A 22,333-nucleotide genomic window follows, 5' to 3' on the forward strand; every position below is an offset into this window, starting at 1 on the left:
GGACGGGCGCGCTCGGCCACGCATGACTGTCGGGGGTCACGGCTAACCTGCCCGTCGTGAGTTCCCAGACCGACGAGCAGGCCCGCGAGCGGCACGCGCAGCTGGCCACCGAGGTGGCCGACCACCAGTTCCGGTACTACGTGCTGGACTCGCCGGTGATCTCCGACGGTCAGTTCGACGAGCTCTGGCAGGAGCTGCTCGCGATCGAGGGGTCCCACCCGGAGCTCGCCACACCGGACTCGCCCACCCAGCGGGTCGGCGGCACGTTCTCGACCGAGTTCACCGCGCACGACCATCTCGAGCGGATGCTCTCGCTGGACAACGCCTTCTCGTCCGAGGACCTGCGGACCTGGCAGGAGCGGGTCACCAAGGAGGTCGGGGAGAACCTGCACTACCTCTGCGAGCTGAAGATCGACGGGCTCGCGGTGAACCTGCTCTACGAGAACGGGACGCTCACCCGCGCGCTGACCCGGGGCGACGGCCGCACCGGCGAGGACATCACGCTCAACATGCGCACCCTCGCCGAGGTGCCGGTCACGCTGACGGGGACCGACGAGTTCCCGGTCCCGAGCCTGGTCGAGGTGCGCGGCGAGGTCTACTTCCGGCTGGAGGACTTCGAGCGGCTCAACGCCTCGCTGGTCGACGCGGGCAAGGAACCCTTCGCGAACCCGCGCAACACCGCAGCCGGGTCGCTCCGGCAGAAGGACCCGCGGGTCACCGCGTCGCGGAACCTGAAGCTGATCTGCCACGGCCTCGGCAGGCGGAGCGGGTTCACCCCGCAGACGCAGTCGCAGGCCTACGACGCGCTGGTCGCCTGGGGCCTGCCGATCTCACCGCGCACGAAGGTCCTGCAGGGGATCGAGCGCGTGATCGAGTTCGTCGAGCACTGGGGCGAGCACCGGCACGACGTCGAGCACGAGATCGACGGCGTCGTCGTGAAGGTCGACGAGGTCGCCCTGCAGCGCAGGCTCGGTGCGACCTCCCGGTTCCCGCGCTGGGCGATCGCCTACAAGTACCCGCCCGAGCAGGCGACCACGACACTGCTCGACATCCGGGTCAACGTCGGCCGCACCGGGCGGGTCACCCCGTACGCGGTGATGGAGCCGGTGAAGGTCGCCGGGTCGACGGTCGAGATGGCCACCCTGCACAACGCCGACGAGGTGCGCCGCAAGGGCGTGCTGATCGGTGACCGGGTGGTGATCCGCAAGGCCGGCGACGTGATCCCGGAGGTGCTGGGGCCGGTCGCCGACGTGCGGTCCGGTGCCGAGCGCGAGTTCGTGATGCCGACGCACTGCCCCGAGTGCGGCACCGCGCTCGCCCAGCAGAAGGCCGGCGACGTCGACCGCCGCTGCCCGAACGCGCGGTCCTGCCCGGCCCAGCTGCGCGAGCGGCTGTTCCACGTGGCGGGCCGGGGCGCGTTCGACATCGAGGGGCTCGGCTACGAGGCCGCGGTGGCGTTGCTGACGTCCGGGGTACTGACCGACGAGGGCGACGTCTTCTCCCTCACCGAGGACGACCTGCTCCGGACCGAGCTGTTCCGGACCAAGGCCGGCGCGCTGTCGGCGAACGGGCGCAAGCTGCTGACCAACCTGGAGGCGGTGAAGGACCGGCCGCTGTGGCGGGTGCTGGTCGGGCTGTCGATCCGGCACGTCGGCCCGACGGCGGCGCAGGCGCTGGCCCGCGAGTTCGGGTCGATGGAGGTGTTGGAAGAGGCCGCTGCCCGCGCGAAGGAGGGCACCGAGGCGGCGGGCGTCGAGATCGTCTCCGACGGGACGGCCGACGACGACCCGGCCGCCGCATCCGTGCGGACCGGGACGGAGCCGGAGGCCGCGGAGGCTGCCGACCCCGCGGGTACCGCCGACCCCGCGGACGCTACGGACCCCGCGGACGCTGCCGACGCCACGGAGGCCGACGCGGCCCTGCAGGTCGCCGAGGCGAAGGGGGACGCCGACACCGCCGTCGCCGAGGCGGAGAAGCAGGAGCGGGCGGCCGTGCGGGCCCGGGCGAAAGCGGTGGCCGAGGCGCTCGCCCCGATCGCCGGGGTGGACGGGGTCGGGCCCACCATCGCGGCCGCCGTCCGGGACTGGTTCTCGGTCGACTGGCACCGCGAGGTCGTGGAGAAGTGGCGGGCGTCCGGGGTCCGGATGGCGGACGAGGTCGACACCTCGGTCCCGCGGTTCCTCGAGGGACTGTCGATCGTGATCACCGGCTCGATGGAGACCTGGTCCCGGGACGAGGCCAAGGAGGCGATCTTGGCTCGCGGCGGCCGGGCGGCCGGGTCGGTGTCGAAGAAGACGGCGTTCCTCGTCGCGGGGGAGGCCCCGGGTTCGAAGTTCGACAAGGCGACGGAGCTCGGCGTGCCGGTGCTCGACGAGGCGGGGTTCGAGATCCTGCTCGCCGACGGACCCGACGCGGCACGGGAGCACGCCTCGTCCGGGTGACCCGCGACCGGGTGGTTTCGCGGCCCGCCACCGGGGGTCTCTCCTGGGCATCGGCCGGCCGGCAGCCGGGCACCCGCTGCCCGACGGCGACCCGCGGACTGCGGCACGCCGTGCGTGACCGGCCGCTCACCGGGCGTGTTCCCGCCCGGCGCTGGTGGCCTGCCGGACGGCGACGCGAACGCCGGACGGGCGCGTCCGATCGCACCAGTCCGCAACGGTGCGCCTAGTGTCGGCCCAGCCGGACGCGTCCGTCCGGCGCCGGCAGAGCCGAAGCGGGGGAACACGGGTGTTGCAGGCGGCGCTCAACGGGGCACGACCGGCGGATGCGCATCCCGCCCTTCCGGTGCTGCCCCGCCACCTCGCGCGTGACGCCCGCGCCGTCGCCCGGCTCGGCGTCACCTCGGTGCACGTCCACCCCCGCGACGACACCGGCGCCGAGACGATCGAACCGGCCGTCGTCGGTGACGTGGTCGCGCTGATCCGCCAGGATGCGCCCGGCGTCGAGATCGGCGTCCCCACCGGCCGCTGGATCCAGCCCGACCCCGGCGAGCGGGTCGAGACCGTGCTGGCGTGGGGCAGGCTCGGCTCCGGCAAGCCCGACGTGTGCGGCGTGAACGTGCACGAGCTGGGCTGGACCGATGTCTGCCGGGCCGCGTGGTCGGTCGGTATCGCCGTCGAACTGGGCGTCTGGACCAGCGGTGACGCCGTCACCCTGCGGCAGAACGGGTTGCCGCCCGGCACCCGGCGGGTGCTCGCCGAGTCGACCGTCGTCGACCCGGAGACCGCCGTCGCCGAGGGCATCCGGATCCTGCGCGCGCTCGGCCAGCCGCCCGTGCCGGTGCTCCTGCACGGCGAGGAGGAGGGCGCCTGGCCGGTCCTGGAGTACGCGACCCGGGTCAACATCGACACCCGGATCGGCTTCGAGGACGTGCTGGTCCGCCCGGACGGCTGGCTGGCCACCGGCAACGACGACCTCGTCCGGACGGCGCTGTCGATCCGCGTCTGACGCGACCGGTCGCTCGGGCCTCCAGCACTCGGGCTTCCAGCGCTCGGGCCTTCAGCGTTCAGGCTTTCAGGACCGTGGCGACGATCCCGGCCAGGTGGGCCAGCCGCCCCAGCTCGGACGGGCGGAACACCGGCCCGCCCGGGCGTCCCACGACCAGGGTCTTCGGCGGCGCACCGGTGCCGAAGGGCGCCGCGGCCAGTTCGGTGTCCATCGCCCGCCACGGCTCGGGCACCCAGTGGCTCTCGTCGAGCGCGGTGGCCCGGTCCAGCGGTAGCCACGGCAGGTCACCGGTGCGGGTCTCCGGTGCGGTGGAGCTCTCCGCGATCCGGTAGGACCGCCCGTGCTCGCTGACCGCGACCAGCGCCCAGCCTGCCCGGAACAGCCGCGGGACCTCGGCGGCGAGCAGGTCCAGCCCGTGCCCGGGGTCGCCGGCGATCTCGTCCAGCAGCTCCAGCTCGCGATGGGTGTCGAGCTGTCCGGTGTGCGGGCGGACCGACTCCACGGCCACCCCCGGCACCGACTCGGCGGCGGTGATCAGCACGTCCGGCGGGCGGTTGGTGGGCAGCTCGACGGCGATGTCGTCGACGGCCTGGCCGCCACCGCGTTCGACGACGTCCACGCTGAGGATGTCCGCGCCGGCACCACCGAGAGCCGAGGCGACGGCCCCGAGGTTGCCGGGCTTGTCCGGGAGGATGACCCGGAGCAGGAACGACACGGACGGATCCTCTCCCTCTGCTCGGATGCCGGTGACCCCGTCCGAACGCCTCGCGGCCACTGCGCGGGTGCTTCCGGGCGGGAACAGTGATCCTGCCACCCGAGCCGGCACCGGTCACCGGCTCCCCGCCGCCTCGGGGCCCCGTCGCCGCGACCGGGCGGCGGTCCGGCTGCGGCCCGGCGGGAATAGACTCGGGAGCACACCGGCGCACATGTCCTCCCACGGGCGTGTCGGGCGGTGTTCCGGGCGGCTGCAGCACGGTCGCCGCGCCGTCGTCAGCACGGTGCGGTCCGCGCAGCGCCGGCCGGGACCGGAGCCCGCCGGAACCGCAGCGCACCGCCGCGAGACGAGAAGCAGACCGAGGAGGGGCATGACCGCCCATTCCGCTGAGCGGACAGAATCCGGTGGGGTCATCACCCGGGACGAGGTCGCACACCTCGCCCGGCTGGCCCGGCTGGCCGTGACCGAGGAGGAGCTGGACGTGTTCGCGGGCCAGCTCGACGTGATCATCGGGTCGGTGGCCCGGGTCGGGGAGGTCGCGGCCGACGAGATCCCGCCGACCTCGCACGCCGTCCCGCTGGAGAACGTGTTCCGGCCCGACGAGCGCCGTCCCGGCCTCGACCAGGAGCAGGCCCTGTCCGGTGCGCCGGCCGCCGAGGGCGGACGCTTCCGGGTGCCGCGGATCCTGGGGGAGGAGCAGTGAGCGCCTCCGACCTGACCCGGCTCACCGCCGCCGAGCTCGCCGAGAAGATCCACTCGCGTGAGGTCTCCGCGGTCGAGGCCGCGCAGACGCACCTGGACCGGATCGCCGCCGTCGACGGGACCGTGCACGCGTTCCTGCACGTCGGAGCCGAGTCCGCACTCGCGTCCGCCGAGCGGGTGGACGCCGCGCTGGCGGCGGGGACGAAGCCGGCGTCGCCGCTGGCCGGGGTGCCGCTGGCGCTCAAGGACGTCTTCACCACCTCGGACATGCCCACCACCTGCGGCTCGAAGATCCTCGAGGGCTGGCGGCCGCCGTACGACGCGACGTTGACCGAGCGGCTGCGCGCCGCCGGAATCACGATCCTGGGCAAGACCAACATGGACGAGTTCGCGATGGGCTCCTCCACCGAGCACTCGGCGTACGGGGTCACCCGCAACCCGTGGGACACCAGCCGGGTGCCGGGCGGGTCCGGCGGCGGCTCCGCGGCCGCGCTGGCCGCGTACGAGGCGCCGCTGGCGATCGGCACCGACACCGGTGGCTCGATCCGCCAGCCGGCCGCCTTCACCGGCACCGTCGGCGTCAAGCCGACCTACGGCGGGGTCTCGCGCTACGGCCTGGTCGCCTGCGCGTCCTCGCTGGACCAGGGCGGGCCGTGCGCGCGCACGGTGCTGGACGCGGCCCTGCTGCACGAGGTGATCGGCGGGCACGACCCGCGGGACTCGACCTCGATCGACCAGCCGGTGCCCGACGTCGTCGCGGCCGCCCGCCAGGGTGCGAACGGTGACCTGTCCGGGCTGAAGGTCGGCGTCGTCCGTGAGCTGGGCGGCGAGGGTTACCAGCCGGGTGTGCGTGCCGCCTACGAGGCGTCGCTGCGCAGTCTGGAGAAGCTCGGTGCCGAGCTGGTCGAGGTGAGCTGCCCGCACTTCGAGTACGGGATGGCCGCCTACTACCTGATCCTGCCCAGCGAGGTGTCGTCGAACCTGGCCCGGTTCGACGCCATGCGCTACGGCCTGCGCGCCGCGGAGGGAAAGTCGGCCGAGGAGGTCATGGCGAACACCCGCGAGCAGGGCTTCGGCCCCGAGGTGAAGCGCCGGATCATGCTCGGTACCTACGCGCTGTCGTCGGGCTACTACGACGCCTACTACGGCCAGGCACAGAAGGTCCGCACGCTGATCAGCCGCGACTTCGCGGCAGCGTTCTCCCAGGTCGACGTGCTGGTCTCGCCGACGACACCGACCACGCCGTTCCCGATCGGCGAGAAGGTCGACGACCCGCTGGCCATGTACCTCAACGACCTGGCCACGATCCCGACGAACCTGGCCGGGGTGGCCGGGATGTCGGTGCCGTCCGGGCTGTCCGACGGGCTGCCGACGGGCCTGCAGGTGATGGCGCCGGCGCTCGGCGAGGCCGTGATGTACCGCGTCGGGGCGGCGTTCGAGGCCGCCCGCGACGCCGACGAGGGCGGTCCGCTGATCGCGCGCGTTCCGGAGGTGACGGCATGACCGCGTCCGTGGAGCTGGTCGAGTTCGACGACGTCGTAGCCCGCTTCGACCCGATGCTGGGCATCGAGGTGCACGTGGAGCTGTCCACGAACACCAAGATGTTCTGCGGCTGCCCGACCGAGTTCGGCGCCGAGCCGAACACCCAGGTCTGCCCGGTCTGCCTGGGCATGCCCGGCGCGCTGCCGGTGGTCAACCGGGCCGCGGTGGAGTCGGCGATCCGGATCGGCCTGGCGCTGAACTGCTCGATCGCGCCGTGGGGCCGGTTCGCCCGGAAGAACTACTTCTATCCGGACATGCCGAAGAACTTCCAGACCTCGCAGTACGACGAGCCGATCGCCGTCGACGGGTTCCTGGACCTGACCCTGGACGACGGCGAGGTCGTCCGGATCGGCATCGAGCGCGCGCACATGGAGGAGGACACCGGCAAGTCGTTGCACGTCGGTGGGGCCGACGGCCGGATCCACGGCGCCGACCACTCGCTGCTCGACTACAACCGGGCAGGCGTGCCGCTGATCGAGATCGTCACGAAGATGATCCCGGACACCGGTGCCCGTGCGCCGGAGGTGGCCCGCGCCTACGTCACCGCGCTGCGCGACCTGGTCAAGTCGCTCGGTGTCTCGGACGTCCGGATGGACCAGGGCTCGATGCGTGCCGACGTGAACCTCTCGCTCTCGCCCGCCGGTTCCGGGACGCTCGGTACCCGCACCGAGACCAAGAACGTCAACTCGCTGCGGTCGGTCGAGCGCGCGGTCCGCCACGAGATGGGCCGGCAGGCCGGCGTGCTCGACGCCGGGATCGAGATCATCCAGGAGACCCGGCACTTCGACGAGTCCACCGGGCACACCCGGGCCGGGCGGCGCAAGGAGACCTCGGAGGACTACCGGTACTTCCCGGAGCCCGACCTGGTCCCGATCGCGCCGAGCGCCGAGTGGGTCGAGGAGCTGCGCGGCACCCTGCCGGAGCTGCCCTGGGAGCGCCGCCGCCGGATCCAGGACGAGTGGGGCGTCTCCGACGAGGAGATCCGCGACCTGGTCAACGCCGGGGCACTCGACCTGGTCGAGGCCACCGTCGCGGCGGGCGCCTCCTCCCAGGAGTCCCGCTCCTGGTGGGTCGCCTACCTCGCCCAGCAGGCCAACACCCGCGAGGTCGAGCTGACCGACCTGCCGATCACCCCGGCGCAGGTCGCCCGGGTGATCCAGCAGGTCGCCGACGGCGAGCTGACCAACAAGCTGGCCCGCCAGGTCGTCGACGGGGTGCTCGCCGGTGAGGGGTCGCCGGACGAGGTCGTCGCCGCCCGCGGCCTGAAGGTCGTCTCCGACGAGGGCGAGCTGATCGCCGCCGTCGACGCGGCCCTGGCCGAGCAGCCCGACGTCGTGGAGAAGATCCGCGGCGGCAAGGTGGCCGCGGCCGGTGCGATCGTCGGGGCCGTCATGAAGGCCACCAAGGGTCAGGCCGACGCCAAGCGTGTGAAGGAGCTCGTGGTCGAGCGCGCGGGCGCGTAGCGAGACCCGTTCCCTACGAGGGGCACATCAGCGCTCTCCGACGGAGATCGGACTGCGCTGGTGTGCCCCTCGTGCGGTCTCTGCCCTGCGTACCCGGCGCACCCCGGGTCGCTTTGCTCTGCGTACCCCGGCGCACCCGGGCGCTTTGCTCTGCGTACCCGGGCGCACCGGGGGTCAGATCGCGCTCTCGCCGCCGCCGGTCGGGGGCTGGATGCGGATGACGCGGTCGTCGGTCCGGCCCGGGGCGGTGCCGTCGCGGTTGACGGTGCCCAGCCACAGCAGCCCGTCGGGGGCCAGGATCACCGACCCGATGGAGCCGTAGGTCCCCTCCAGCACCGGTTTCGGGTCGCCGGTGAAGCCGCCGTCCCGGCCGGGTGCGAGCACGAACAGCGCCCCGGCGGTGCGCTGCGCGACGACGACGGTCCCCGGCAGCACGGTGCACCCGGCGACTCCCGGACGCTCGGGCCAGGTCCACGCGGGCGCGCCCAGTTGGCCGGGGGAGACGCGGTGGAGGACGTCGCGCGACGGCGTCCGGTCGGTCACCCAGGTCGTGCGCGCGGCCGGGTCGACACAGATCCCGCCCGGGTCGGTGAGCCCGCGGGCCAGTACCGGGGACGCGGGGTCCGGGTTGCCGGCGGCCGGCCGCCCGAGCGTGTCGATGCGCAGCACCGCCCCGGCCAGCGGGCCCTCGCCGGCCCCGGTCGCGACGAGCAGCGACGACCCGTCCGCGTCGACGGCGAGCGCCCCGCCCACCGTGTTCGGCAGCCCCGTGAGCACCGGCTTCGGCGGCTCGCCGGGCGCGATCCGCAACACCTGCCCGCCCTCGGGAGTGCCGGCGAGCACGTAGACGAGCTGATCCTCGGCGTAGCCGGGGGAGAGCACCAGACCGGTGACGCCGGTCGCCGGGTCGACCGGGACGGTCGCCACCTGTACCGGCTCGGCACCGCGCCGGACCTGCAGGACCCGGCCGGTCCGGCGCTCGGCGACGAGGGCCTCGTCGCCCGGCGGCAGCACCGCGACGGCGCCGACCGGGCCGAGGCAGGCCGCGACGACCTGCGGATCGGGGTCCTCGCAGGGCCCGGGTGGCGGCGGCTGCCCGCCCGGTTGCTGCTGCGGTGCGGGTGTGGACGGCGGCGGTTCCACGGTCGGCGCCAACGCCGGCGGCCCGCCGAGCTCGCCCTCGCCCTCGGCCTTCGGCCGCCACTCCCGCGCCCCCTGGTCGGGGAACGTCGCGCAGCCGCTCACGAGCACGAGCGACGCGAGCAGCGCCGCGACGAGCAGCGGCAGGCGTGCGGTCACCCCGACCACGCTAGGCGGCGCGAGGTGAGTGCCGGGTGAGTACGGTCCGGTGCCATGAGCCCCCTGACCGTTCTGGTCCCCCAGGCCGAAGGAGCCGAGATCCTGTCCGAGGTGGACGGTCTGCGCCCGGTCGTCTACGACCCGCAGGAGCCGCTGCCCGCCGAGGCCGCCACCGCCCCGGCTCTGATCGCGCCGTTCCTCGCGACCTCGGAGGCGGTGAAGATGACCGCACAGATGCCGGAGCTGAGACTCGTCCAGCTGCTCACGGCGGGGGCCGAGGCCTGGATCGGGCAGCTGCCCGACGGCGTCGCCCTGTCCGACGGCCGCGGCGCGCACGGTGGCGCCACCGCCGAGTGGGTGGTGTCGGTGCTGCTGGCCGTCTACCGGCACCTGGACCGGTTCGTGCGCGCCCAGGACCGCGGGGTCTGGGACTACCACCAGACTGAGGAGCTGGCCGGGAAGAAGATCCTCATCGTCGGGGCGGGCGACGTCGGCGCGAAGACGAAGGCCCGGCTGGAGCCGTTCGACGTCGAGATCACGATGGTCGGCCGCACCGCCCGCGAGGGCGTGCACGGCTGGGACGAGCTGCCCGCGCTGCTGCCCGAGCACGACGCGACCGTGCTGATCGTCCCGCTCACCGACGAGACCCGCGGGATGGTCGACGCCGGGTTCCTGGCCGCGATGCCCGACGGGGCGTTGCTGGTCAACGGCGCCCGCGGTCCCGTGTGTGACACCGACGCCCTGCTCGCCGAGCTGCAGTCGGGGAGGTTGCGTGCCGCCGTCGACGTCACCGACCCCGAGCCGCTCCCGCAGGGGCACCCGCTCTTCTCCGCGCCCGGTCTGCTGCTGACCCCGCACGTCGGGGGGAGCGTGCCGCTGGCGATGCGCCGGGCCTACCGGGTGGCGGCCGAGCAGCTGACGGCGTTCGCCCGCGGGGAGGAGCCGGCGAACCTGGTGACCGGGGCCTACTGAGAGCCCGGGGGCGGCAGGAGTGGCGCGGGCACCGGTCGAAGCGGGGACCGCGGAAGGCGCAGCGTCACCAGGACTGCCACGTTCGGGCAGTCTCCCGGCTGTCGATGGACAGCGCTGCTAAGGGTCACCTAACATCCTGAGGGCCCGCGCTCGGGCACCTCTCGCACGAGGTGCCCGGGTGGGGTCCAGGTCACACTCGGGGGACGGGCCCGCGCACGTGCGCTTAACGTGATCACGAGGAGCCGGGACCTGACGCCGTGCGGTCCCGGCTTTCTGCTGTTCGCAGCACTGCACGGTGGCGCGTATCACGCGCGGAAGCGGTCCGCTTGTCGCTGCAACCATCCGGTGGATGGCGTAGCGTTGCCGCTCAGTCGCAGCCTGCTGCGATTGCCACGACACCCCCGGATGCGTACCCCCCTTAACGCATCCGGGGGTTGTCATTGGTTAGCTTAGATCATCGAGGCCCACCCGCGGCGGGGCAGGCTGCCTCCGTGCGGGCCCGCCCCTCGATGTTCACCCGCCCGGAGTCGCCACGGCCTGCGTGTCGCGCGGGTCGAGACGGTGTTCGTGCCCGCCTTCCCCGTACGGTGTCAGGTCTGTAGCGGCGTGCCGGATAGGCGGAGGTGTTCACCCTGACTCAGAGTCAGTACGACTGGGGCAGCCTTTCCGGTGACGAACCGCCCGAGCGGACCCGGCCGGAGCGGATGCCGGTGCCCGCGCACATCTCGTCGGACATCGGGCTGCTGATCCTGCGTGTCGTCGTCGGCGGGATCTTCGCCGCGCACGGCGCGCAGAAGGTGTTCGGGCTGCTCGGCGGGCTCGGCCCGGCCGGCACCGCCGACGCACTGGCCGGCCTCGGTTTCACGGCGTTCGCGATGCCGCTGGCCTGGGTGCTCGGTGTCGGGCAGCTGGTGCTCGGCGCGCTGCTGGTGCTGGGCCTGCTGACCCCGTTCGCGGCGGCGGGCCTGCTCGCCATGAAGATCGTCGCGATCGTGGTGTCGCTCGGACCCGCCGGGCAGCCGATGGTGCCGCTGTTCGCGGCGGACGGCCCGAACTCGCTGGAGCTGCACCTGCTGCTCGGCGGCGGGGCCGCGGCACTGCTGTTCACCGGGGCGGGCCGGCTCGCGCTCGACGCCGGCCGCACCTACCAGCGCCGCCCGTTGCCGTGGTCGGTGCTGTTGCTCGTCGTCGGGGTGGGCGTGGCGTTGCTGGTCCTGTTCGTGCTCCGCCGGTGAACGAGGGCCCGGCGCCGGTACCCGACGACGCCTGGCTCCGCCCGCTCGGGAAGCGGCTGCGCCGCGAGGTACGGGTGACCGCGCGCGAACCACTGTCCGGCGGGTACGCCTCGGGCGGCGCCGAACGCATCGAACTGGACGACGGCACTCGCGTCGTGCTCAAGCGCACCGGTCCGACCGAGGCCGCCGCACTGCGGGCAGTGGCCGTGGTGAACGGGCCCGCCCGGCTGCCGCGGATGCTCGCCTCCGGAGACGGCTGGATCCTGCTCGCGCACGAGACCGGCGACCCGTTGCCGGACGGCGGCCCCGTCCCGGACGACGTGTGGCGCACCCTCGGGCTGGTGCACGCGCACTGGCGGCGCAACCGCCCGCGCGGCGTCCCGCTGGTCGATCCGGCCTGGTGGGCGGGGTTGTGCGGCACGGCCTCCGAGGGACTGCGGGCGGCCGCGGACCGGAGCGGGACGGTCGGCGACACCGCGAGCCGGGCCGTCCTCACCGATGCCGACGCCGCCGTGTGCGGCTGGGCGACCGACGACCGGATCACCACCGCGCTCGCCGCACTGCCCCGCACGCTCTGCCACGGCGACGCCCACCGCGGCAACGTCCACACCGGACCGGCCGGGGCGGTGCTGCTGGACTGGGGCAACGCCCGCGTCGCGCCCGGCTCGCTGGACTGCGTCGTGCTCAGCGCACCACCCGCCGGCGGCCCGGCCGACCTGCCCGCGGACGCGGTCCCGGAGCTGTACCGGGAGACCCTGCACGCCGAGCTCGGCGCGCCCGACCCGCCCCGGATGATCGCCGCCGAGGCGGCGTGGGCCCGGGTGCAGGCGCACGTGCAGTACCTGCCGTTCGCCGCCGAGCACCAGGGAGCGGAACGGGTCGCGTCGATGGTCCGGGTCGCGCGGGCCTCACTGACCGAGCTGGGCGAGGCGCTGGGCCGGTGAGCGTGGCTCAGCGGCCGACCGTGCGCTGCAGGTGCTCGGGGTAGCGCTCGCCTGCCACCGCCGACGCCGGTGCCGCGGCTCCGATCTCGGCCAGCTCGTCGCCGGACAGCTCGAGCGACGCGGCAGCGACGTTCTCCTCCAGGTAGCGGCGCCGCTTGGTGCCCGGGATCGGGACGACGTGCTCGCCCCGGCTCTGCACCCAGGCCAGCGCGAGCTGCCCGGGCGTGACCCCGCGCCGCTCGGCGAGCGAGGAAAGTGCCCGCACGATCGCCAGGTTCGCGTCCAGGTTCTCCTCGGCGAACCGGGGCAGGCCCCGCCGCATGTCACCCTCCTCGAACTGGCCGGTGGAGGTGATCGCGCCGGTGAGGAACCCGCGCCCGAGCGGCGAGAACGGCACGATCCCGACGCCCAGCTCTGCGCACACCGGCGCGACGGAGTCCTCGATGTCGCGGGTCCACAGCGACCACTCGGACTGGACGGCCGCCGGCGGGTGCACCGCGTGGGCCCGGCGGACGGTCTCCGCGCTGCACTCGGACAGCCCGTAGTGCCGGATCGTGCCCTCGTCGATCAGCTCGGTGAGCGCGCCGACGGTCTCCTCGATCGGCGTATCCGGGTCGACCCGGTGCTGGTAGTAGAGGTCGATGTGGTCGACGCCCAGCCGGCGCAGCGACTCCTGCACGCACTGCCGGACGTACGCGCGGTCGCCCTGTGCGCCCTGGTTCCCGGCGGCGTCGCGGACGATGCCGAACTTGGTCGCCAGCACCACCCGGTCGCGGCGGTCGGCGATCGCGCGGCCGACGAGCTCCTCGTTGGCGCCGTCGCCGTAGACGTTCGCGGTGTCCAGCAGCGTGACGCCGAGGTCGAGCGCCCGGTGGATCGTCGCGATCGACTCGGACTCGTCACCGGCCCCGTAGCTCTGCGACATCCCCATGCAGCCGAGCCCCTGCGCGGAGACGACCAGCGCCCCAACCGAACGCGTCCCGATACCCATACCCGAGAACCCTAGTCGGGGCGCGCCTCACACCCCTTCGCCGATCCGCACACCCGCTGCAGCAGGTGTGCGGATCGGCGAAGGGGTGTGAAGCGGGTGCGTCAGGGGATGCGGCGGACGGCGCCGGTGTCGGCGCTGGTCGCCATGTGGGCGTAGGCGCGCAGGGCCTTCGACACCGTGCGCTGGCGGTCGACGGGCTGCCAGGGACGCTCGCTCGCCTCCATCTTGGCGCGACGGTCCGCGAGCGCCTCCGGCTCGACGAGCAGCTCCAGCGAGCGGGCCCGGACGTCGAGGCGGACCCGGTCCCCGTTCTCCACCAGGCCGATGGTGCCGCCGGCGGCCGCCTCCGGGGAGACGTGCCCGACCGAGATGCCGGACGAGCCGCCGGAGAACCGGCCGTCGGTGATCAGCGCGCAGGTCTTGCCGAGGCCCGCGCCCTTGAGGAACGCCGTCGGATGCAGCATCTCCTGCATCCCCGGCCCGCCGGACGGGCCCTCGTAGCGGATGACCAGCACGTCACCCGGCTTGATCTCCTTGTTCAGGATCGCCGAGACCGCGTCCTCCTGGCTCTCCAGGACCACCGCCGGGCCCTCGAACTCCCAGATGTCCTCCGGGATGCCGGCGGTCTTGATCACCGCGCCGTCCACCGACAGGTTGCCGCGCAGCACGGCGAGGCCGCCGTCGGCGGAGTAGGCGTGCTCGAGGTCGCGGATGCAGCCGCCTGCCGCATCGACATCCAGCGACGACCAGCGGTTCTCGGTCGAGAACGCCTGCGTGGTCCGGACCCCGCCCGGCGCCGCGTGGTACAGCTCCACCGCGGTCTCCGACGGGTTCTGGGCCCGGATGTCCCACTCGCCCAGCCACTGCGCCAGCGACGGCGAGTGCGCGGCGTGCACGCCCTCGTTGAGCAGCCCGGCCCGCCACAGCTCGCCCAGCAGCGCGGGGATTCCGCCGGCCCGGTGCACGTCCTCCATGTGGTAGTCCGAGTTGGGCGCGACCTTGCTCAGGCACGGCACCCGGCGCGAGACGGCGTCGATGGCGGCGAGGTCGAAGTCGATCTCGCCCTCCTGCGCCGCGGCCAGGACGTGCAGCACGGTGTTCGTCGAGCCGCCCATGGCCACGTCGAGCGCCATCGCGTTCTCGAACGCCTCGCGGGTGGCGATGTTGCGCGGCAGGGCGGACGCGTCGTCGTCGCGGTACCAGCGGGTGGCCAGGTCCATCACGGTGCGCCCGGCGTTGAGGAACAGCTCGCGGCGCGCGGCGTGCGTGGCCAGTGTCGAACCGTTGCCCGGCAGCGACAGACCCAGTGCCTCGGTCAGGCAGTTCATCGAGTTCGCGGTGAACATGCCCGAGCAGGACCCGCAGGTCGGGCAGGCCGAGCGCTCCACCTCGGCCAGGCCTGCGTCGTCCACCTCGGACGACGCGGACGCCGAGATCGCGGTGATCAGGTCGGTCGGCGCCTGCGCGACCCCGCCGACGACGACCGCCTTGCCCGCCTCCATCGGCCCGCCGGAGACGAACACGGTCGGGATGTTGAGCCGCATCGCGGCGTTCAGCATCCCGGGTGTGATCTTGTCGCAGTTGGAGATGCAGACCAGCGCGTCGGCGGCGTGACCGTTGACCATGTACTCGACCGAGTCGGCGATGATCTCGCGCGAGGGTAGCGAGTAGAGCATCCCGCCGTGGCCCATGGCGATGCCGTCGTCGACGGCGATCGTGTTGAACTCCTTGGCGACCCCGCCCGCCTCCTTGATTGCACCGGCGACCAGGTCGCCCATGTCCTTGAGGTGCACGTGGCCGGGCACGAACTGGGTGTAGGAGTTGGCGATCGCCACGATCGGCTTGCCGAAGTCGTCGTCACCCATACCGGTCGCGCGCCAGAGCGAACGCGCTCCGGCGGCGTTGCGGCCGTGGGTGGTGACGCGGGAACGCAGGGCGGGCATGTGGTCTTGTCTCCAGCCTGGTCGGGTTCGTGGGTGGGGCGGTGTCACCGGGCTCGTGGGTGGGCCGACATCACCGCGCGGGAGCGTGCGGCAGGGGCCCCCGGGTGGGCGCGTCGCAGGGTGGTGGGCGCGGGCCGGCCCGGGGCAGGGCGTGACGACGACGTGGTACGAGTCGTCGCGTACTGGTCGTTCGCAACGTTACGCCGCTCCGCCCCCGGCCCGGCGTGGGGACGGCGTCCGCGCCGGTCACGGCTGTCGGCGACAGCCCTTCGCCGGCTGGTGGAGGCCCCGGGACGGTGCACACTGGCCGGGTGGACGGGACGACGCTGGAGGCCGAACGGGAACGCGCCGCCGACCGGGTGCGTTCGCTGCGCCACGGGCTCGACTCGCTCGCCGAGGAGCAGGCCCTGACCAGCCACGACGACGAGCACGACCCGGAGGGCGTGACGATCGCGGTGCAGCGCGCCCAGCTGCAGGGTCTGCTCGCCGCCGCCGAGCGCGACCGCGCCGACCTCGACGCGGCCCTGCGCCGGCTCGCCGCGGGGGAGTACGGGTACTGCGCCCGGTGCGGGAGCCCGATCGCCGCGGAACGGCTGGCGGCGCTGCCCGCCACGACGACCTGCATCACGTGCGCGCCCGGGTCGCGCCGCCGCCGCTGAGCACGTCCTCCGACTGCCCGCGAGAGGTACACGGGAGCGGTTCGATCACGCGGACACCGCTCTCCGGAACCCCTCGACGGTCGGCGGTCAGCCCCGAACGGGTCAGCTCCCGAGCGGGTCGGCGACCCGCCCGGCGCTGGCCAGCGACAGCACGGGCAGGTCCCGCACCTTCACCGCGGCCAGCGTGAGCTCGGAGTCGTCGGTCAGCACCGCGTTCACCGACGACCGCTTCCCCAGCCGCAGCCCACGGACGTCGTCCCACGGCACGGTCCGTGCCGCGATCACGGTCCGCACGGTCAGCGTGTCCGGGTCCACGGTCGTCCGGGTCCGCAGCACCCACACCGTGATCGCGATCGGGATGAGCAGGGACAGCCAGAAGAACGGCACGCTGAGCAGTAGCGGCAACGCGCCGGTGGTGGCGACGAGCGCGACCGCGATGGTCAGCCGGGACGGCCTGAACACCAGGGAACGGGGGCCCTCCCGGACCTGGCGGCCTTCTTCCCGGACGCGGGACGTGCCGGCCACGCGCTCGTCGACATCCGGGGACGGCCCGGCCTCGCGGTCGTCGGTGCTGCTCACCCCTTCATTGTGGCACCGCCGGGCGGACGGCCTGCGGGCCCGGACGGGTGGGGCCGATTGACGGCGCGCGCGGGGAGCGTGCTAGCGTCGTGGCCGTGTTCACCGTTCGAATTTACGTACTTCCCGGGCGCGTCGCCGCCTGAGTTCGAGGTACTCGAACGACAACGACGACGCGCTCACCCTCGCACCAGTCCGGAAGCAACCGGGCGGCGAGGGCTTTTTTGTGTTCGGCACAGCTCATGTCCTGCATCTGATCGACACTGAGATCTCGAGCGAGGCAGCCCCAGATGACCACCGCCCCCTCCAAGTCCGGCTCGACCGGCCCGAAGCCGGGCCCGCCTCCGGGCCGGTCCGGCGCCACGCGGGCCGAGTCGCCCGCCCGGAGTGACGCCACCGTTCCCGGCCCCCGGGTCGTCGACGAGCCCATGACCGGCGCCCACTCCCTGGTGCGCTCGCTCGAGGAGATCGGGTGCGACGTCGTATTCGGGCTCCCCGGCGGGACGATCCTCCCGGCGTACGACCCGTTGCTGGACTCGACGAAGGTGCGGCACATCCTCGTCCGGCACGAGCAGGGCGCCGGGCACGCCGCCACCGGATACGCGCAGGCCACCGGCAAGGTCGGGGTCTGCATGGCGACGTCCGGGCCGGGGGCCACCAACCTGGTCACCCCGATCGCGGACGCCCACATGGACTCGGTGCCGCTGGTGGCCATCACCGGCCAGCAGACCCGGGCGCTGATCGGCACCGACGCCTTCCAGGAAGCCGACATCACCGGCATCACCATGCCGGTGACCAAGCACAACGTGCTGGTGACCGACCCGCGGGAGATCCCCAGGGCGATCGCCGAGGCCTTCCACCTGGCGTCCACCGGCCGGCCCGGCCCGGTGCTGGTGGACATCCCGAAGGACGTGCTGCAGGAGCAGACCACGTTCTCCTGGCCCCCGGAGCTGCAGCTGCCCGGTTACCGGCCGACGACCCGGCCGCACGGCAAGCAGATCCGCGAGGCGGCCCGGCTGATCCGCGAGGCGAGCAAGCCGGTGCTCTACGTCGGTGGCGGCGTGCTCAAGGCCGAGGCCGCCGAGGAGCTGCGCGAGCTGGCCGAGCTGACCGGCGCCCCGGTCGTCACCACGCTGATGGCACGCGGTGTCTTCCCGGACAGCCACCCGCTGCACCTCGGCATGCCGGGCATGCACGGGACCGTGGCCGCGGTCGCGGCGATGCAGCGCTCCGACCTGCTCGTCGCCCTCGGCGCCCGGTTCGACGACCGGGTCACCGGCAAGCTGGAGAGCTTCGCCCCCGGGGCGAAGGTCGTGCACGCCGACATCGACCCGGCGGAGATCTCCAAGAACCGCCGCGCCGACGTCCCGATCGTCGGTGACTGCAAGGAGGTCCTCGCCGAGCTGATCGAGACGGTCCGGGCCGATCGCGCCGAGCACGGCGAGCCCGACCTGTCCGCCTGGTGGAAGCAGGTCGGCGGGCTGCGCGACCGGTACCCGCTCGGCTACACCGAGCCGGTCGACGGGTCGCTCTCGCCCGAGTATGTGATCGAGCGGATCGGCGCGATCGCCGGACCGGACGCGATCTACGCAGCCGGCGTCGGGCAGCACCAGATGTGGGCGGCGCAGTTCGTGCGTTACGAGAAGCCGCGGACCTGGCTGAACTCCGGCGGCCTCGGGACGATGGGCTACGCGGTGCCTGCCGCGATGGGCGCCAAGGTCGGCGAGCCGGACACGGTCGTCTGGTGCATCGACGGCGACGGCTGCTTCCAGATGACCAACCAGGAACTCGCCACCTGCGCGATCGAGGGCATCCCGATCAAGGTGGCCGTGATCAACAACGGCAACCTCGGCATGGTCCGGCAGTGGCAGAACCTGTTCTACGGCGAGCGGTACTCCAACACCGACCTCAACACCCACAAGCTGCGCATCCCGGACTTCCCGATGCTGGCCGAGGCCATGGGCTGCGCGGGCCTGCGGGTGGAGTCGAAGGAGGACGTCGACCGCGTCATCCACCAGGCCATGGAGATCAACGACCGGCCGGTCGTGGTCGAGTTCGTGGTCGGGGCGGACGCCCAGGTGTGGCCGATGGTCGCCGCTGGCAAGGGCAACGACGAGATCAAGGTCTCCCGCGACATCCGGCCCGAGTTCGAGAACGACGACCTGGCGGCGTCGGTCGACGAGGTCGCCGGTGTCACCGAACAGGCACTGGAGTCCCACCGATGAGCGAGCTGCACACCCTGTCCGTCCTGGTCGAGGACAAGCCGGGTGTCCTGGCCAGGGTGTCCGGCCTGTTCTCTCGCCGCGGATTCAACATCAACTCGCTGGCGGTGGGCCCGACCGAGCATCCGGACATCTCCCGGATGACGATCGTCGTCGAGGTCGACGAGCTCCCGATGGAGCAGGTCACCAAGCAGCTGAACAAGCTCGTGAACGTCATCAAGATCGTGGAGCTGGAACCGGGTATCTCGGTCCAGCGCGAACTACTGCTGGTCAAGGTCCGGGCCGACGCCACCGTGCGCAGCCAGGTGCTGGAGACCGTGCAGCTGTTCCGGGCCAAGGTCGTCGACGTCTCCCCGGAGGCCGTCACGGTCGAGGCGACCGGGACGGCCGACAAGCTGGGCGCGCTGCTGCGGATGCTCGAGCCGTACGGGATCCGCGAGATGGTGCAGTCCGGGATGGTCGCCGTCGGTCGTGGACCTCGCTCCATGACCGCCGCGACCGTTCGCTAGGCACTACCAGCCAGACCTCGATACGCAACCCCGAGAGGAACACCCCTTCCGTCATGAGTGTCAACATCTACTACGACGCCGACGCCGACCTGTCGATCATCCAGGGCCGGAAGGTCGCCGTGATCGGTTACGGCTCCCAGGGCCACGCGCACTCGCTGTCCCTGCGTGACTCCGGGGTCGAGGTGAAGATCGGTCTCCCGGAGGGCTCCAAGTCCCGGGCGAAGGCCGCCGACGAGGGCCTCGAGGTCGTCACCCCCGCCGAGGCCTCCGCCTGGGCGGACCTGATCATGGTCCTCGCGCCGGACACCAAGCAGCGCGCGATCTACGAGCAGGACATCGCGCCGAACCTCAAGGCCGGCGACGCCCTGTTCTTCGGGCACGGCTTCAACATCCGCTACGAGCTGATCAAGCCCCCGGCGGAGGTCGACGTCGCGATGGTCGCGCCGAAGGGCCCGGGCCACCTGGTCCGCCGCCAGTTCGTCGACGGCAAGGGCGTCCCCGCCCTGATCGCCGTGGAGCAGGACCCCACCGGCAACGCCAAGAACCTCGCGCTCTCCTACGCGGCCGGGATCGGCGGCGCCCGCGCGGGCGTCATCGAGACCACCTTCAAGGAGGAGACCGAGACCGACCTGTTCGGTGAGCAGGCCGTCCTCTGCGGCGGTGCCGCGGCGCTGGTGCAGACCGGCTTCGAGGTGCTGACCGAGGCGGGCTACGCCCCGGAGATCGCCTACTTCGAGTGCCTGCACGAGCTCAAGCTGATCGTCGACCTCATGTACGAGGGCGGCATCGCCAACGAGCGCTTCTCCATCTCCGACACCGCCGAGTACGGCGACCTCACCCGCGGCCCGCGGGTGATCACGCCCGAGGTGAAGAAGAACATGCAGGCGATCCTGAAGGAGGTCCAGGACGGGACCTTCGCCCGTGAGTGGGTCGCGGAGGACGAGAACGGCCGCCCGAACTTCACCAAGCTGCAGCAGCAGGGCCAGGAGCACCCGATCGAGCAGGTCGGCGAGAAGCTGCGCGGCCTGATGAGCTGGGTCGGCGAGAAGGCGAAGTGATCGACTGCCGGAGCGCTCCGGCAGCATGAGACTCGCGGGCCCGAGCCGGCCCGCGGACGCCCGCCTCCGGGCGCACCCACTCGGGGAGGGCGACGTGGAACCCCCGCACCGGCGACACCGGGCGGGGGTTTCGCGCGTCTCAGGGATTCACAGGAATGCCTGCGGCTCACGCGGGGCCGTCTCCGGGGCAGATATCTCACGGCCGTCGGGTTCCCGTGGGTCCCTCGGGAGTGCCCGGCGGCTCTAGGATGGTTCCAGCCCGACACCCTGTACGACCACCACCCGAGCCCGGAGCACCGTCATACCGTGAGCACCGCCGCCGCCCCCATCCGTCCCGTCGTCCTGCTCGCCGAGAAGCTCGCACCGTCCGCGGTCGAGCTGCTGGGCGACGACGTCGAGATCCGCCACGTCGACGGCACCGACCGCCCGGCACTGCTGAAGGAGATCGCCGACGCCGACGCGCTGCTGGTCCGCTCCGCGACCCAGGTCGACGCCGAGGCGCTCGGCGCGGCCACCCGGCTGAAGGTCGTCGCCCGCGCCGGCGTCGGCCTGGACAACGTCGACGTGCCGGCCGCGACGTCGCGTGGCGTGATGGTGGTCAACGCGCCGACGTCGAACATCGTCTCGGCCGCCGAGCACGCGATCGCCCTGCTGCTGGCCACCGCCCGGCACGTCCCGGCCGCGGACGCCTCGCTGCGCCAGGGGCAGTGGAAGCGGTCGTCGTACGGCGGGATCGAGCTCAACGGCAAGACCGCAGGCGTCGTCGGCCTCGGCAAGATCGGGCAGCTGGTCGCGCAGCGGCTGGCCGCGTTCGGCATGACGCTGATCGCCTACGACCCCTACATCGCGCCGTCCCGCGCCGCCCAGCTGGGCATCGAGCTGGTGGAGCTCGACGAGCTGCTCCGCACCGCCGACATGATCACCGTCCACCTCCCGAAGACCCCGGAGACCCTCGGCCTGATCGGCAAGGACCAGCTGGCGGTCACCAAGCCGGGCGTGCTGATCGTGAACGCCGCCCGCGGTGGCCTGATCGACGAGGACGCGCTCGCCGAGGCCGTCCGGTCCGGGCACGTCGGCGGGGCAGGGGTCGACGTCTACATCACCGAGCCGACCACCGCCAGCCCGCTGTTCGAGCTGGAGAACGTCGTCGTCACCCCGCACCTCGGAGCGTCCACCGCAGAGGCGCAGGACCGCGCGGGCACCGACGTCGCGCGCTCGGTGCAGCTCGCGCTGGCCGGTGAGTTCGTGCCCGACGCGGTCAACGTGCAGATCCACGGCGCCGTCGGCGAGGAGGTCCGCCCGTGGCTGCCGCTGGTGCAGAAGCTGGGGACCACGCTGCACGCCGTCGCCGGGCGGACGCCGACCTCGGTCACCGTCGACGTCGCCGGTGAGCTGGCGGGCGAGGACGTCTCGGTGCTCGCGCTGGCGGCGCTGCGCGGGGTGTTCACCCACGTCGTCGAGGACCAGGTCACGTTCGTCAACGTGCCCCAGCTGGCCGAGGACCGCGGGGTGTCGATCGACCTGACCACCACCCCCGAGAGCGCCAACCACCGCAGCGTCGTGCAGCTGCGCGGCGCCATGCCGGACGGCGAGTCGATCACCGTCTCCGGCACGCTCACCGGCCGCGCCGAGGTCCAGAAGCTGGTCGAGATCAACGGCCGGCACTTCGACCTGCGGTCCGAGGGCGAGGTCGTCCTGCTGGAGTACACCGACCGGCCCGGCGTGATGGGGCGGGTCGGTTCGCTGCTGGGGGAGGCAGCGGTGAACATCGAGGCCGCGCAGATCTCGCAGACCACCGACGGCACCGACGCGATCATGCTGCTGCGGGTGGACCGGCACATCGATCCGGCCGTGCTGGAGCCGATCGGCGCCTCCGTGGGCGCCCGGACCATCCGTCTGATCTCGTTCGACGACTAGGCCCGTCCCGGCGTGGCCCGGACCCCTGTCCGCCGGATTCGCTCACCGGGTGAGCGAGTCCGGCGGGGGTTCCCGTGTCGTGGGAAAGGCGTGCGCTCACGGCGCCGCCGTGCGATCGTGTCCGCCCGCGCACGGTGAT

Annotated in this window: 18 protein-coding genes; 13 read left to right on the top strand and 5 right to left on the bottom strand. The window is 72.9% G+C overall.

Going from position 1 to position 22,333, the window contains the following annotated elements; genetic code table 11:
- The first annotated feature begins 56 nt into the window (after positions 1-56).
- Together ligA and JOF36_RS09855 are read left to right on the top strand one after the other, a co-directional pair.
- Positions 57-2,441: an NAD-dependent DNA ligase LigA gene (ligA, locus tag JOF36_RS09850; RefSeq protein ID WP_307862292.1), complete on the top strand. Its 2,385-nt coding sequence runs from the start codon at positions 57-59 to the stop codon at positions 2,439-2,441.
- A gap of 286 nt (positions 2,442-2,727) precedes the next feature.
- The gene (locus JOF36_RS09855) at positions 2,728-3,447 is read left to right on the top strand and encodes a 3-keto-5-aminohexanoate cleavage protein (protein ID WP_210026326.1); all 720 of its coding nucleotides are present in this window, start codon (positions 2,728-2,730) and stop codon (positions 3,445-3,447) included.
- A 58-nt stretch (positions 3,448-3,505) separates the two neighbouring features.
- Here JOF36_RS09855 and JOF36_RS09860 read toward each other — a convergent pair whose 3' ends face one another.
- On the bottom strand, positions 3,506-4,162 hold the full coding sequence (locus JOF36_RS09860) for an ACT domain-containing protein (protein WP_210026327.1): 657 nt from the start codon (positions 4,160-4,162) through the stop codon (positions 3,506-3,508).
- A 370-nt stretch (positions 4,163-4,532) separates the two neighbouring features.
- Here JOF36_RS09860 and gatC point away from each other — a divergent pair, with 370 nt between their 5' ends.
- From gatC to gatB, 3 genes are read left to right on the top strand one after another with little or no spacing between them, the layout of a single operon-like run.
- Positions 4,533-4,865: an Asp-tRNA(Asn)/Glu-tRNA(Gln) amidotransferase subunit GatC gene (gatC, locus tag JOF36_RS09865; protein WP_210026328.1), complete on the top strand. Its 333-nt coding sequence runs from the start codon at positions 4,533-4,535 to the stop codon at positions 4,863-4,865.
- On the top strand, positions 4,862-6,367 hold the full coding sequence (gene gatA, locus JOF36_RS09870; RefSeq protein ID WP_210026329.1) for an Asp-tRNA(Asn)/Glu-tRNA(Gln) amidotransferase subunit GatA: 1,506 nt from the start codon (positions 4,862-4,864) through the stop codon (positions 6,365-6,367). Before gatC ends, gatA begins: the two co-directional genes overlap by 4 nt.
- Positions 6,364-7,869, top strand: a complete 1,506-nt coding sequence (gene gatB / locus JOF36_RS09875; protein WP_210026330.1) for an Asp-tRNA(Asn)/Glu-tRNA(Gln) amidotransferase subunit GatB — start codon at positions 6,364-6,366, stop codon at positions 7,867-7,869. Before gatA ends, gatB begins: the two co-directional genes overlap by 4 nt.
- A gap of 174 nt (positions 7,870-8,043) precedes the next feature.
- Here the strand turns inward: gatB and JOF36_RS09880 are convergent, their stop codons facing one another.
- Positions 8,044-9,168, bottom strand: a complete 1,125-nt coding sequence (locus tag JOF36_RS09880; RefSeq protein WP_307862293.1) for a PQQ-dependent sugar dehydrogenase — start codon at positions 9,166-9,168, stop codon at positions 8,044-8,046.
- Positions 9,169-9,222: 54 nt separating this feature from the next.
- Between JOF36_RS09880 and JOF36_RS09885 the strand changes: the two genes are divergently transcribed.
- From JOF36_RS09885 to JOF36_RS09895, 3 genes are all read left to right on the top strand, one after another.
- A complete protein-coding gene (locus JOF36_RS09885) occupies positions 9,223-10,140 on the top strand; it encodes a 2-hydroxyacid dehydrogenase (protein ID WP_210026332.1) in 918 nt (305 codons plus the stop codon).
- Between the two features lie 623 nt (positions 10,141-10,763).
- The gene (locus JOF36_RS09890; protein WP_307862294.1) at positions 10,764-11,375 is read left to right on the top strand and encodes a DoxX family protein; all 612 of its coding nucleotides are present in this window, start codon (positions 10,764-10,766) and stop codon (positions 11,373-11,375) included.
- Entirely contained in the window at positions 11,372-12,319 is a 948-nt protein-coding gene (locus JOF36_RS09895) for a phosphotransferase (RefSeq protein WP_210026334.1), read from the top strand. Before JOF36_RS09890 ends, JOF36_RS09895 begins: the two co-directional genes overlap by 4 nt.
- Positions 12,320-12,326: 7 nt before the next feature.
- On the opposite strand, the gene JOF36_RS09900 is transcribed toward JOF36_RS09895, so the two are convergent.
- Both JOF36_RS09900 and ilvD read right to left on the bottom strand, forming a co-directional pair.
- Positions 12,327-13,310 carry an aldo/keto reductase gene (locus JOF36_RS09900; RefSeq protein WP_210026335.1) on the bottom strand — a complete coding sequence of 328 codons (984 nt, stop codon included), beginning with the start codon at positions 13,308-13,310 and terminating at the stop codon, positions 12,327-12,329.
- A gap of 101 nt (positions 13,311-13,411) precedes the next feature.
- Positions 13,412-15,253 carry a dihydroxy-acid dehydratase gene (gene ilvD, locus JOF36_RS09905; protein WP_210026336.1) on the bottom strand — a complete coding sequence of 614 codons (1,842 nt, stop codon included), beginning with the start codon at positions 15,251-15,253 and terminating at the stop codon, positions 13,412-13,414.
- A gap of 311 nt (positions 15,254-15,564) precedes the next feature.
- Here ilvD and JOF36_RS09910 point away from each other — a divergent pair, with 311 nt between their 5' ends.
- Entirely contained in the window at positions 15,565-15,912 is a 348-nt protein-coding gene (locus tag JOF36_RS09910; protein WP_210026337.1) for a TraR/DksA family transcriptional regulator, read from the top strand.
- Positions 15,913-16,014: 102 nt separating this feature from the next.
- Here the strand turns inward: JOF36_RS09910 and JOF36_RS40800 are convergent, their stop codons facing one another.
- On the bottom strand, positions 16,015-16,491 hold the full coding sequence (locus JOF36_RS40800; protein ID WP_210026338.1) for a PH domain-containing protein: 477 nt from the start codon (positions 16,489-16,491) through the stop codon (positions 16,015-16,017).
- Positions 16,492-16,916: 425 nt separating this feature from the next.
- On the opposite strand from JOF36_RS40800, the gene JOF36_RS09920 reads away from it, so the two are divergent.
- The 4 genes from JOF36_RS09920 (at position 16,917) to serA (ending at position 22,194) form a co-directional block, all read left to right on the top strand.
- Entirely contained in the window at positions 16,917-18,713 is a 1,797-nt protein-coding gene (locus tag JOF36_RS09920) for an acetolactate synthase large subunit (RefSeq protein ID WP_372447450.1), read from the top strand.
- Positions 18,710-19,219: an acetolactate synthase small subunit gene (ilvN, locus tag JOF36_RS09925; protein ID WP_210026340.1), complete on the top strand. Its 510-nt coding sequence runs from the start codon at positions 18,710-18,712 to the stop codon at positions 19,217-19,219. Before JOF36_RS09920 ends, ilvN begins: the two co-directional genes overlap by 4 nt.
- A 53-nt stretch (positions 19,220-19,272) precedes the next feature.
- Complete coding sequence (gene ilvC / locus JOF36_RS09930; protein WP_210026342.1) at positions 19,273-20,277, top strand: ketol-acid reductoisomerase; 1,005 nt, start codon at positions 19,273-19,275, stop codon at positions 20,275-20,277.
- A gap of 306 nt (positions 20,278-20,583) precedes the next feature.
- A complete protein-coding gene (gene serA, locus JOF36_RS09935) occupies positions 20,584-22,194 on the top strand; it encodes a phosphoglycerate dehydrogenase (RefSeq protein WP_210026343.1) in 1,611 nt (536 codons plus the stop codon).
- Positions 22,195-22,333 lie beyond the last annotated feature (139 nt).

This window comes from Pseudonocardia parietis, from assembly GCF_017876315.1.
In the GTDB taxonomy this organism is placed as follows: domain Bacteria; phylum Actinomycetota; class Actinomycetes; order Mycobacteriales; family Pseudonocardiaceae; genus Pseudonocardia; species Pseudonocardia parietis.

Bases quoted from the DNA above. Each gene is read 5' to 3' on its own strand.
- JOF36_RS09920 (WP_372447450.1), top strand. From the start codon at position 16,917: ATGACCGGCGCCCACTCCCTGGTGCGCTCGCTCGAGGAGATCGGGTGC.
- ilvC (WP_210026342.1), top strand. From the start codon at position 19,273: ATGAGTGTCAACATCTACTACGACGCCGACGCCGACCTGTCGATCATC.
- gatC (WP_210026328.1), top strand. From the start codon at position 4,533: ATGACCGCCCATTCCGCTGAGCGGACAGAATCCGGTGGGGTCATCACC.
- gatB (WP_210026330.1), top strand. From the start codon at position 6,364: ATGACCGCGTCCGTGGAGCTGGTCGAGTTCGACGACGTCGTAGCCCGC.
- ilvN (WP_210026340.1), top strand. From the start codon at position 18,710: ATGAGCGAGCTGCACACCCTGTCCGTCCTGGTCGAGGACAAGCCGGGT.
- ilvD (WP_210026336.1), bottom strand. From the start codon at position 15,253: ATGCCCGCCCTGCGTTCCCGCGTCACCACCCACGGCCGCAACGCCGCC.
- JOF36_RS09885 (WP_210026332.1), top strand. From the start codon at position 9,223: ATGAGCCCCCTGACCGTTCTGGTCCCCCAGGCCGAAGGAGCCGAGATC.
- JOF36_RS09900 (WP_210026335.1), bottom strand. From the start codon at position 13,310: ATGGGTATCGGGACGCGTTCGGTTGGGGCGCTGGTCGTCTCCGCGCAG.